Raw genomic sequence first — 12,912 nt, forward strand, 5'->3', positions numbered from 1 at the left:
TTAGATTTATCTAAAAAATTTTTTAAGTATAAATTAAACATTAATGCTAACCTGCCTTTAGGTGCATCCTAATCTTGTTTCTCTGAATTTTTAGGTTAGCCTAAAAATTTGAAATTTGAGTAAAGTGACTATAGCGGAATCATAGTATTAAGGATGTGGAGAATTATGGTGATTTTTGGCCGTTTTTGCAGCCTAAATTGATATTGATTTAAAGCTTAACTTAATATTTATTAAATGCCTGAATAATAGCTATTTATGAATTATTGAATCAATCATTTTTATAAGCTTATTTTCTTCACTTTTCCATAGGATTTCATCCCCTGGAGTGGTCACGTAAAAGGATGAGGATTTCATGGCTTTCATGAGGTCATTAGGAGATGTTTTGTTTGGGGTGAATACAAGGTGGGCGCTGTATCTTTCGCACAGTTCTACCCACTTCGGATGAGGCTGTAAAAGTATCGGTAAGGTACACCCCAGGTACTCATAAATTTTGGTAGGAATGCTGTTCACTGTACTCTTATTGGCAGGGTAAAATACGATGCCGAAATCGGCCTTGGAGATGTGATCTAAAATAACATGATGAGGTACTAGTTCATCACCTCCGATCAGGGTGGTAAATGGGTGGTTTTGTGCTGCTGATTTTAGTCTCTTCACTATGTCTGGCACAGGTGAATATCCTATGATTTCAAGCTGAACTTTCGGCTCGATATTGTGCAGAGATTTTGCCAGTTCTATGGCATCAAAAACACCTGTGCTTTCAGCCAATGTTCCGCTAAAAATTAGCTGAATTTCATCACGGTTTTTTGGACCCATTTTAGTGGGAGAAACGTCTTCCGTTTTGGATAGATTTTCACTCGGATTTTCGTGTGAAAAATGAGTGGTTTTATTAGCCGAAATTGGAAGGTATTTATTCTCTAAAACTGTTCTTTTTTGGCGCCCAAAATGTAGCTCATTTTCATACTCTTTTTCAGCCAAAAAGTAATGGTCTACCAGCGGACTGGTGAGGTACTCTTTGGCTCTTACATAGCCAGCCAAAAGAGGCCGAATTAGCTTTGGAAAATGCTTGGTGTAAAGGATGTTTCTGAAGTGATTTTCTTGAATATCATAGACCACTTTGCAGCCAAAAAGAATCTTGAAAATAGTAGTAGGTAATAGGAGTTCATGGGTGGAAATGATTATAATTTCCGGCTTTATTTGATATAGTTTTTTTAAGTATAAATATGATTTGAATATACGCTTAACACTGATTCTAGGAAAGTGAAAAATAGGATGAAAAGTGATATTATTATTGGAGGGAAGATTTTTTGAATAAAACCCTATGATATTAATTTCATATTTACTTGTTTGGTCTAATGAAAGGCCAAACTTCTCGTACATACGAGTTTCATTTACAGGCTTTAGTACAGATGCTAAAACGAGTTTGTGTTGTTTCATTACAGGTAATGATAATAGAATAATTAATAATTGTTGATGGAATTAAAAGAAATTGTAGAAAACGCCTGGGAAGACAGGTCATTATTAACTGAGAAGGACGTACAAATAGCAGTAAAAACGATAGTGGGAGAGTTGGATGAAGGGTCAAAAAGAGTGGCCGAATTCAATGGCTCAGAATGGGTAGTAAATGACTGGATTAAGAAGGCTGTTATCCTTTATTTTCCGCTCATGAAAATGCAGACTATTGAGGTAGGTCCATTCGAATTTCACGACAAAATTAAGCTAAAAAATAACTATGAAAAGATGGGTGTTAGGGTAGTACCTCACGCCATTGCAAGGTATGGTTCTTTCCTAAGTAGAGGAGTAGTTATGATGCCTTCTTATGTAAACATTGGAGCCTATGTGGACGAGGGTACCATGGTGGATACCTGGGCTACCGTTGGTAGTTGTGCTCAGATTGGTAAGAACGTTCACCTTAGTGGAGGTGTTGGTATTGGTGGTGTATTAGAGCCTGTGCAGGCTGCCCCGGTTATTATTGAAGATAACGCTTTCATCGGATCCAGATGTATAGTGGTGGAAGGTGTAAGAGTGGGTAAAGAAGCTGTACTTGGAGCTAATGTAGTACTTACAGGTAGCTCTAAAATTATAGATGTTACAGGAGATGAGCCAGTAGAAATGAAAGGTTATGTACCTGAAAGATCTGTGGTTATTCCTGGTTCATACACAAAGAAATTCCCTGCTGGTGAATATCAGGTGCCTTGCGCTTTAATCATAGGAAAAAGAAAAGAAAGCACAGATAAGAAAACGTCCTTAAATGACGCTTTAAGAGAAAATAACGTAGTCGTTTAGATTCTGGCACTTACTTTGTTCGTTAATGTGGTATAAAACGAATATAAGTAGCCATGAAAAAATTAATACCACTTTTAATCACATGTATAGCCCTTTCTGCTTTTACTGTTGGAGATGAAGAGGTGTATACCGATGTAGCTAATGATAGTTTCTTTAAAGGGGAAAAATTAGAATACAAGGTCAGTTTCGGTATATTTTCGATAGGTGAGGCAGAAATGGTTATTCAAGATAACTTTTACCGTGTAAACCACAGAGATTGCTATAAGATCGATGTGTACGGTAAAACTACCGGAATGGTAGACTGGGTAGCCAAAGTAGACGATCACTGGGGTGCCTATGTAGATTCTGCCGCTTTAGTTCCACACATTTCCTACCGTAATATTAAAGAAGGGAACTATCGTAAAAATGAAGTAACTCGCTTCGATCACCGCTCCAATCAAATCGAAACCAAGGTGATGGACAAGAAAACTGGTGAATATAAGGAGCCCAATTATTTCTACGCTCCAGAAGATATCAGAGACATGCTCGCCGGCTTTCTTTACATGCGCACCATGGACTTTTCTAACATGAAGAAGAACGAGGTATTCACCGTAAAAGGATTCTTTGAGGATACCTTTTATGAGTTAGATGTAAGATATAAGGACACCGAGAAGATAAAAACCAAGGCTGGTAAATTCAAAGCTATAAAATTAGCTCCCATCATGCCTGATAATAAACTGTTTGACGGAGAGGATTCTATCCTGGTGTGGCTTTCTAATGATAAAAACAAGGTGCCTCTAAAAATTGAAGCTAAAATGTTCATTGGAAGTACAGATGTAGAACTATCTGGATATCACAACTTAAGAAATGAAATAAATAAAATAGATTAACCTTTAATATATATAGCCTTATCAACCTTTTAAAATAACCTAACCAAGACTTACTTATGATAAAACTCTGTCTATCCTTGATAGTTTGTTTACAGTTGGTACTTAACTACCATCAAGTGATTGGACATCCTCAAGAATCTATACATTTTAAATCTGCAGATGGTGTAGATATCACTGCAGATTTATATATCGCTCACGAAAAAACAGCTCCGCTGATCATTCTATTTCACCAGGCTGGATGGAGTAGGGGTGAGTATTTGGAAGTGGCGCCACGTTTTAATGAAATGGGGTTCAATTGCATAGCTGTTGATCTAAGATCTGGAGGGTCTATCAACGATGTTCAAAATGCTACTAATCAAAACGCTTTAAAAGAACTTAAAGCAACTCAATATGCAGACGCCTATAAAGACATGGTGGCTGCTATAGATTATGCTAAAACTAATTACGGCCGTGGAAAAATAATAGCCTTAGGTAGTTCTTATTCATCTGCATTAGCACTAAAATTAGCGGGAGATATGCCAGAGAAAGTAGACGCTGTAATAGCTTTTTCACCTGCGGAATATTTTACGGCACAAGGCAAGCCCAGAGATTACATTACCTCTAGCGCTGTGAAAATAATGCAACCGGTATTCATTACATCTGCCAAAAGTGAAAAGAACAACTGGTGGGGGATTTATGTGGCCATTCCATCTGAGAAAAAGCAGTTTTTTATGCCAGAAACAACAGGAAATCACGGGGCTAAAGCCCTTTGGAGTAAATATAAAGACTCTAAAGACTACTGGTCGGCCGTTAAAACATTTTTAGATACTATTTGATGATTTTTGTCTTACCTTTGCTAACCTCTTGATTAAGCGTGCTTTCACCAACTTATTTTTTAATTTTTTACAATTTTATGCGCAATATTTTAGTAGTAGGATTTTTAATAGCTCTTACCATCTTTTCGAGCTGCAAAGACGAACGTTCCGATTTAGGAGACAAGTATTTTAAAAGTGGAGAGTACGATAAAGCTGTAAAGGCTTACACTGATTATCTTCACCTGGAGCCAACTCATATTAAATCTCTTTATAATAGAGGCAGGGCTTATGAAGAATTAGGTCAGCATGACAAAGCAATTGCAGATTTTAATAAAGTAATCAAAGAAGATCCATTGAATGCAAGTGCTTATTTGAGCCTGGCCAGTGATTTCTATTACAGATTACATGATTATGAGAATACAATCTTCTATGCTGAAAAAGCATTAAAGTACAATGAAGACAATGCTACAGCCCATACTATTAAAGGTAAGGCATTCCAAAAATTAGGAAAGTTAGAGGAAGCTATGTCTGCTTATAATGACGCCATAAGTGTAGATAAGGAGTTTGCAGATGCTTATCTATCAAGAGGTTTGTTGAGAATTCATTTAAAGCAAACGAGCAGAGCTTGTACAGATTTCAAATTGGCTAAATCTTTAGGCTCATCAAGTGCTGATCAGGTAGTTAGCAAATACTGTAAATAGTAGAAAGATAATAGCGAAATAGTAAGGCGAAGTGGTATACCACTTCGCCTTTTTTTGTTTATATACGCTTTAATTGAATTTTTTTAAGGTTGAAAATAATTTTTACCAAATTTGTTAGGGATAAAAGAATCCTCTTATTATCTTAAAGTTATGGCAATAACCATTTATTGTTTCAACCTAAAATGTTTACTAGTCTATTTTGGTTTTACTTAGCGTGAGCTATACGTTCGCCTCGGTTTTATCTAGATGGATCAAGTCTATTTTTTGTCACTTCCTAGGGATCCTTCCCCATTGTTTTTACTACCAATTCGCATCCATAGATAATTTCGAGAATACAACCTTAATTTCTAACAACCTGATTATTACACACATGTGATTGGCTGTACCATGATCTAAGCATTTCGCTGCTGTGCTATAATCAACCTAAAACCGATTTAATATGAAAAACATCTATTTTATAGATAAGGTCGTGCTATACCGGCATTGGCTTTTCTTATTGAGCTTTGTTTTGTCATCATTTATGGTGTCAGCTCAGCAAGCAAGCCAGTCCAGCACCTTCAGGATCAAACTAACTGAAAGTGCAGCCCAGCGACTTGAAAAAAGTGGGATGTCTAAATCAAGACAAGGATACGTTCTTACAGGTGTCGATCAACTAGATGCCTTAAACGCACAATCATCCGTTACTTCAATGAAGCGTGTTTTCAGATCCGCAGGTAAATATGAAGCCAAGCATAGAAAGTATGGCCTTCATCTGTGGTATGAAGTGACAATTTCTAAATCTGCTGCCGGACTGGAAGCTACAAGATCAGCTTATGATCAACTAGCCGAGGTTCAACTTACAGAGGTAGAATTGCCAAAGCGTAAGATTGGCGATGTGGATGGCCCGTATAAAGTTAACGCGCTGGATACTGTGCCCCCAAATGACCCTCAAGTAGGTCTGCAATGGCATTATAATAACACAGGACAAACTGGAGGTACTCCGGGAGCCGACATCAGCCTTTTTCAGGCTTGGGGCTTAGAAACAGGTTCTACTGATGTTATTGTAGCAGTTACCGATGGTGGTATCGATGTAGATCACCAAGACCTTGAAGGTAATATGTGGGTTAACCAGGATGAAATCCCTGGTAACGGCATAGATGATGATAACAATGGCTACATAGATGATATCAATGGTTATGGCTTTGGTGATAACACTGGAGAAATAGCTGGTGATCTTCATGGTACTCACGTAGGTGGTACCGTTGCTGCTGAAACTAACAACGCTATTGGGGTTGCCGGTGTAGCCGGTGGTTCTGGAAGTGATGATGGTGTGAGACTTATGTCTTGTGCGGCCTTCGGAGCTGTTGGTACTGGTGGCTTTGCTGAAACATATATATATGGTGCTGATAATGGTGCTGTAATTTCTCAAAATAGTTGGGGTTATACTCAAGCAGGCAATGTAGAGCCTTCAGTTTTAGATGCAATAGATTACTTTATAGCTGAAGCTGGATACGATGAAAATGGTGATCCTTATGGTCCAATGCAAGGGGGCGTAGTAATCTTTGCAGCAGGTAACAATGGTCAGACAGGAGAATGGTACCCTGGATTTTATCCTGCTACAATTGCTGTGGCTGGAACAGATCACAATGATAACCGTTATGTATCTTCTAACTATGGACCATGGGTAGATCTAGCTGCTCCAGCTGTAAATGTCTACAGTACTTTTCCAAATAATCAATATGGAAGCTTAACCGGTACTTCTATGGCTTGCCCTCACGTTAGTGGTGTGGCCGCTCTTATAGTCTCTAGGTATGCTGGTTCCATTACTCCGGAGCAGGTGAGAGATCGACTGGTTCAAACTACAGATGAAGTAGGCTTGCCAGAAGGTTTTGGTTCAGGAAGATTAAATGCCTTTAATGCCCTTCAGGAAAATGATAATATGGCTCCTGAAGTAATTGATGACCTAGCTGTGGTAGATGTATACCAAAATTCTATCATGCTTACATGGACAGCACCTTCTGATCCTGGAAATGGTTCTGCCAGTGTTTATGATTTAAGATACTCTACTGAGCCTATCACTGAAGCTAATTTTACAGATGCTACTGTGGTGGCAGATGTACCTAAGCCTAAAGCGGCCGGATCTACTGAAAGTATAGAAGTTGAGGCTTTAAATGCTAGCACTACCTATTATTTTGCTATCAGATCTTATGATTTCTTTGGAAATATATCTGATATCTCTAATGTAGCTAGCGGTACTACTGAAAATGCTCCTGTTATAGCTGTTACTCCAGAATCGCTTGATGTTGATATCGATGCGGGTACTAACCCTATGGCTTCAGCTATGATTACTATTTCCAATAACGGTAATGGTGCAAATCTGGAATATGAAATGTCATCAGTGGTTATAAGCCAGAGCCAGTCTTTCACTAATAAATTATTCCCTGGTGATGGTCTGAAGTCTGTTGATATGACTCGCTATGGTGCAGGTAATCCTACTGAAGGTGTAACTACACGTTCTGCCAAGGTTTCACGTACTTCTCAGTATCAGCCTTTGGCAGATGGACTAAATATCGTTGATTCTATTTCTTATGATGAAGGAGACAATGTAGCAGAAGATTTCTTTGGTTTAACTAGTGGAGCTGCCTTTACCAGTGGTGTTCGCTTTGATGTAGATCAAGATTTCTTTACACTAACTCATGTTAAAAACTTCTACAGAACAGAAACATTAGCAGATCCTACTACTATAGTAGAAATCTATAAAGGAGACACGTATATAACTGCTGAGTTATTACTTTCTCAAGAGGTAACTTATTCAAGTGAAGAAGGTGAGTATTTCACTATTCCTTTAGAAGTACCTCAAACATTTGCTCAAGGTGATGTTTTCTGGGTAGTAACTAAGTTCCCTAACGGAATTAACTACCCTCAAGGATCTGACGTTGATTTTACCCCACGTCCAAATACTTTCTTTTATAGTGTAGATGGTGGTTCTAGTTTAGAAGCACTTCCTTATACTTTAAAAGTTAGAGCATTGAGCGCTTCAGGTCTTGGTATCAACTGGATTACTTTTGACCCTCAGGAAGGTTCAATTGCTCCTGGAGAATCAGAAGATGTAGAAGTGAAATTTGATGCTACATATATTCCTAATGGAGAGTATGCTGTAAATATCAATGTAAATAACAATGATCCTAATAATCCAATAGCTACAGTTCCGGCTGATGTAACCATAAGTGGTCAGGTAGCCGATATAATTATTAGCGATGAGTTATTAGAATTTGGAAGTGTTTTCATCGGTAATTCTGAAACTTTACCATTAACCATCGCCAATGATGGCTTAGGTGATTTGGAAATAAGTGAAATTTCTACTTCGGGTTTTGCTTTCTCTGTAGAGCCTTCGTCTTTATCTATAGCTCCAGGTGGAGAGGCTACTGTAATGGTAACTTTCAGCCCGGCATATGCAGGTAATATCAATGGAACTTTGACGCTAAGCAGCAATTCAGGTACTGAAGAAGTTGTGCTAGTTGGAGTAGGTACATCACCGCCTGTAATAGGAGTTACTCCAGACGCGGTATCTGCTACTTTGGATGCTGGTGAAACCACTACTGAGACTATAGAAATTACTAACTATGGTAACTATCCTTTAACATTCTCATTCCCTGAATTAGCAGTTGACCAGTTGTTAGCTGATCCCTCTGTGGAATTGAATAACACTAGTTTCATAGAGTTTGAAGAACTTACCAGCAAAGAGCAGCAGGATACCAGAGTTGGTCATCCAGTGCTACTTGGTGCGGGTGCAGATACAGACTTTGGTTACAAATGGATAGACAGCGAAGAAGCTGGAGGTCCACTTTATGCCTGGGATGATATCTCTGAAACTGGAACTGAGATTAACTTAAATAGTGATGATGGATCTACTGAAGTTGAACTACCATTTACGTTCAGTTTCTATGGTGAAGATCACGATGCGGTATTGGTTGGTTCTAACGGTTATCTAACCTTCGGAACTACAGGTGGAGATTATACTAATGATCAAATTCCTAGTTCAAATACGCCTAATGATTTCATAGCCCCTTTCTGGGATGACCTTCGTCCTGGTTCTGCAAGAGGTAACATGTATTATGAAATTAAGGGTGGAAAACTAATTGTTCAGTACGAAGAAGTAGGAAATTATGCCGCTTCAGGTACTGCTACATTCCAGGTAGTACTTTATAGTAATGGTACTATTAACTTCTACTATAAGAGTATGAGTACTTTGGTGAATAATCAGAGCGCAACAATAGGAATAGAAAATGCTGATGCTTCAGATGGCATGCAAATAGCTTTCAATAGCGAGTATGTTAAAGATAGCTTGGCGGTAACTATTATGCCTCCTTCACCAAATTTCTTAACTGATGCTAATCCTTTAACTGGTATTGTACCTGTTAACTCTTCTGTAACTGTAGAAGTAACACTAGATGCTACTGAATTGAATGATGGTGTTTACATGAATGATTTAATCATTTCTAGTAATGATCCTTTCAATTCTGAGGTTTCAGTGCCATTTGAACTTACTGTAATTGGATATCCTGTAATTGCTGTAGAGCCAGATACAATTGAGTTTGATAGCCTATTCGTAGGTTTAACTCAAACGGCTTCATTAACAGTGGTGAACACAGGGTCTAAAGTTTTAGAAGTATCAAGTATTACTAATTCAGATCCTCAGTTTGAGGTTGATTTTACTGGTCCTGTTTCTGTGGACCCAGGTTCAGGAATTAATGTTCCTGTAACATTTGCTCCTACTACTGTAGGTTTAATCACAGATGAGTTAGTGATCATGAGCAATGATACTGAAGGAAACGAATATCTTACTGTTCCTTTAATGGGAGTAGGGGTAGATCCTCCAGTGATCAATGTATCTCCTGATTCAATAGTAGCTACTGTTGAGGCAGGTGAGATTGCATATGATACACTTACAATTGAAAATACAGGTGGATATGACCTGATTTATTCTCTTGCTGGTACTTATTGGTTCAAAACTGAAGAGGTGCAGCAATCTTCTAATGCCGATATCATTGACTTTGGTAATATTTACCTGGGTAAAGGCGTGGAAGATCCTAGAACTGGTTACCCAGCCAGAAATGGTGGTGGTGCAGATAATAGCTTCGGTTATATCTGGGAAGATAATAAAGACGGTGGTGGTCCTGAGTATGACTGGACTGACATAGAAGGTTCTGGAACCGACATTACAAATGACCTGGTAGAGGTAACTATATTTGGAACATTTGCTGATGGTGCGAAAAAAGTACCTTTAGGTTTCGATTTCACTTTCTATGGAAATACATATGATTCAATTTGGGTATCTGCTAATGGACTAATGTCTTTCACAGAGCCAGGATCAACTATTTCAAATTCTCAAATTCCTACAGCTAACACAGTAAATAATTTAATAGCAGGTCTTTGGGATGATCTTGAGCCAGGTGCAATTCAAGGTACAGTAGTGTATGAAGCATCTGAAGATATGTTCGTTGCCCAGTTTACTGATGTAGCCAGATATGGATCCAGCGCAGAAGGTACAGTTACCTTCCAAATGATTGTTTATCCTAACGGAAACATTAAGCTTCAGTATGCTGATGTGGAAACTGCCAACTTTGATGATGAGGCTACTATAGGTATTGAAAATGCTACTGGTACTGACGGTGCTCAGGTTGTATTTAACAATACTTACGTAGAGGATGGTCTTGCATTGATGTTTGAGCCTCCGGTAATGGGAGTAGTTGCTCCAGGAGAAACTGCCGTTATAGCAGTGGCGCTTGATGCAACAGGACTTAATGATGGTGTTTACACAGATGACGTTGTTATCAGTAGTAACGATCCTGTAACTCCTGAGGTGATCATTCCAGTAACATTAACTGTAAATGGAATGCCTGAAATCACAGCAACTCCAGATTCACTTGATTTTGGAGAGGTGTATGTTCATGCAGATTCATCATTCAGCAAATCACTGGATGTAACAATTACGAACTCAGGTTCTAAGTTGTTAACAGTAGATACAGTTTACATTGATGGACCAGGATTTATGCTTAGTGATTATGAAGCATTTACTTTAGATCCACATGATGAGAAAACTCTTACTGTAACATTTACGCCAGATTCAGTAATGGAGTATACCGCTTCATTAGTATTTGAAAGTGATAGTGAAACTGATAGTTTATATTCCGTAGCGCTTATGGGTGAAGGTGTTATGCCACCAGTATTCACAGTATCTGAAGATTCTATTTACTTAGAATTATTAAGTGACGAGATAGCTACTGATTATATCACGATTGCTAATGATGGTGGTAGCTTATTGACTTATGAGACTGCAGTTCAGTTTTCTTTAGGAGTAAGCACTCAGTCTGCACCTAAGCCAGTAACCTATGAGGGAGCACCTAACTTGCCTATGGCTAGTGCTAATGCTTCACCGGTTGTTGCTAAGGCTAAATTTGATGAAGGTCCGGTATTTACCGATTCTTTAGCTTACGATCCTAATGCAACGGCAGAAGATTTTGTGGGTATCCCTGATCCTACATTACCTTTCTCATCGGCGACTAAGTTTACTGCACCTTCTTCAGGATTCTCACTTACACACTTGAGAAACTTCTACAGAACAGAAGGAAGTACTGAGCCTATCATTCTTGAGGTTTATAAAGGGGGAGCTAACCCAGTAGTGGGAGAGTTGCTTACTTCTCAAGAAGTGACAGGTGGAGGCACAGAAGGTAACTTCGAATTAATAACACTTGAATCTCCTCAGTCATTTGCAGGTGGAGAAACTTTCTGGGTAGTGTTCCATTATCCTACAAGTATTGTATTCTCGCAAGGAATCAATACAGGTATAACAGGTGTTGAAGGTATATTCATGTATAGCAACAATGGTGGCATTAGCTACAATCCAGCTGAGGTTGATCTTCCAGGTGTAGCCTTTAAAGTGAGAGCTTTAGAGTCAGTGGCTGCATGGTTAACTTTATCTCCAGAGTCTGGCGAATTAGCGCCTGCTGAAACTCAGGATATTGAGGCAACTATGAGTGCTGAAATAGCTGGTCCTGGTGAGCATTCTGCTAGTGTGATGATCTATACTAATGATCCATTCAAGCCTATGGCTTCTATTCCGGTAACTATCCATGTGAACCAATTACCTGAGTTTACTGAGTACCCTATGGATACTATCACAGTAAATGAAACTGGTGAAGTTACTGTAACTCTGAAAGCAGTAGATTATGATGGTGAGATTATGGTTTACACTCTTGACGAGATGTATCAAAATGCTACGTTCACAGCTTATGCTGATTCTGCAGTAGTTCATTTTGAGCCTTCTTATGAGCAAAGTGGATATTATACTTTCACAGTTCATGCTATGGATAATAAAGGAGAGATCTCTGAGGTTTCTTTTGTAGTAGAGGTACTAGATGTAAACAGACCTCCAGTAATCGTTAAGGAAATCGGTACTAAAAAGTACAATGCTGGAGATAGCTTTGATGTAATTGATCTGTCTGCTTACATTCAAGATCCAGATAGAGAACCATGTACATTTACTGCTACCGCTATGAGTACAGAAATCATAGACTTAGAAGTAGTTGGTAAATTGTTATACATCACACCATTAAAGAAAGGTAATACTTTCGTGAGCATTATTGCTGAAGATGGAAGAGGTGGTATAATAGGTACATCATTCCAGGTGAAAGTGAAGAAAGCGAATGCTAACCCTGTAGTAGTGAAAGCTACTGAAGATCAGGATTTTGCTTCTGAATCTGAGTCTGTAGTATTCAAACTATCTGAAATGTTTGAAGATCCTGATGGTGATGCTCTTTACTATGAAGCTTCTTCTAGTGATGAGGACGTAGTTACAGTAGTAGTAGCTGAAGATATCCTGGTTATGGTGAAACATAATCCTGGTGAAGCTAATATTACAGTAAACGCCATGGACGGAAAAGGCGGATTAGCATCTACTTCTTTCTTAACGAAAGTAGGAAGAGTAACAGGTGTTGAAGGTGCATTTGACGGTAAAGAAATTGCTCTAAGCAATTATCCTAACCCGATGATGTCTACAACAACTATTTCTTACGTTCTGAAAGATGCTAAGAATGTTAATATCCAAATTCTTACTACTGATGGTAGATTAATAAGAACTTTAGTAAATGAAAAACAAAGTGCTTCTAAGCATGAGTTAGTTCATGATAGAAAAGGTCTTAACCAAGGATTATATTTATATAGAATCCAAGTAGGAGATGAGGTATACTATAGAAGATTAGCGGTTTCTAACCAATAATCAACTTA

The 12,912-nt window shown here is 38.4% G+C and carries 6 protein-coding genes; 5 read left to right on the forward strand and 1 reads right to left on the reverse strand.

All coding sequences use genetic code 11. The annotated features are described in order from the left end of the window. Positions 1–249 precede the first annotated feature (249 nt). Complete coding sequence (locus tag LVD16_RS12590; RefSeq protein WP_233774299.1) at positions 250–1,434, reverse strand: glycosyltransferase; 1,185 nt, start codon at positions 1,432–1,434, stop codon at positions 250–252. A 36-nt stretch (positions 1,435–1,470) separates the two neighbouring features. On the opposite strand from LVD16_RS12590, the gene LVD16_RS12595 reads away from it, so the two are divergent. From LVD16_RS12595 to LVD16_RS12615, 5 genes are all read left to right on the forward strand, one after another. Further along, entirely contained in the window at positions 1,471–2,283 is an 813-nt protein-coding gene (locus LVD16_RS12595; RefSeq protein ID WP_233774300.1) for a 2,3,4,5-tetrahydropyridine-2,6-dicarboxylate N-succinyltransferase, read from the forward strand. Between the two features lie 53 nt (positions 2,284–2,336). Next, on the forward strand, positions 2,337–3,152 hold the full coding sequence (locus LVD16_RS12600; protein WP_233774301.1) for a DUF3108 domain-containing protein: 816 nt from the start codon (positions 2,337–2,339) through the stop codon (positions 3,150–3,152). Between the two features lie 56 nt (positions 3,153–3,208). Continuing rightward, positions 3,209–3,967, forward strand: coding sequence for an alpha/beta hydrolase (locus LVD16_RS12605; RefSeq protein WP_233774302.1), 759 nt, complete (start codon positions 3,209–3,211; stop codon positions 3,965–3,967). A 77-nt stretch (positions 3,968–4,044) separates the two neighbouring features. Continuing rightward, positions 4,045–4,647 carry a tetratricopeptide repeat protein gene (locus LVD16_RS12610; RefSeq protein ID WP_233774303.1) on the forward strand — a complete coding sequence of 201 codons (603 nt, stop codon included), beginning with the start codon at positions 4,045–4,047 and terminating at the stop codon, positions 4,645–4,647. Positions 4,648–5,086: 439 nt separating this feature from the next. Further along, positions 5,087–12,904 carry an NIDO-like domain-containing protein gene (locus LVD16_RS12615; RefSeq protein WP_233774304.1) on the forward strand — a complete coding sequence of 2,606 codons (7,818 nt, stop codon included), beginning with the start codon at positions 5,087–5,089 and terminating at the stop codon, positions 12,902–12,904. Positions 12,905–12,912: the final 8 nt, after the last annotated feature.

The organism is Fulvivirga ligni (assembly GCF_021389935.1).
Lineage (GTDB): Bacteria > Bacteroidota > Bacteroidia > Cytophagales > Cyclobacteriaceae > Fulvivirga > Fulvivirga ligni.

Bases quoted from the DNA above. Each gene is read 5' to 3' on its own strand.
- LVD16_RS12605 (WP_233774302.1), top strand. From the start codon at position 3,209: ATGATAAAACTCTGTCTATCCTTGATAGTTTGTTTACAGTTGGTACTT.
- LVD16_RS12600 (WP_233774301.1), top strand. From the start codon at position 2,337: ATGAAAAAATTAATACCACTTTTAATCACATGTATAGCCCTTTCTGCT.
- LVD16_RS12610 (WP_233774303.1), top strand. From the start codon at position 4,045: ATGCGCAATATTTTAGTAGTAGGATTTTTAATAGCTCTTACCATCTTT.
- LVD16_RS12595 (WP_233774300.1), top strand. From the start codon at position 1,471: ATGGAATTAAAAGAAATTGTAGAAAACGCCTGGGAAGACAGGTCATTA.
- LVD16_RS12590 (WP_233774299.1), bottom strand. From the start codon at position 1,434: ATGAAACAACACAAACTCGTTTTAGCATCTGTACTAAAGCCTGTAAAT.
- LVD16_RS12615 (WP_233774304.1), top strand. From the start codon at position 5,087: ATGAAAAACATCTATTTTATAGATAAGGTCGTGCTATACCGGCATTGG.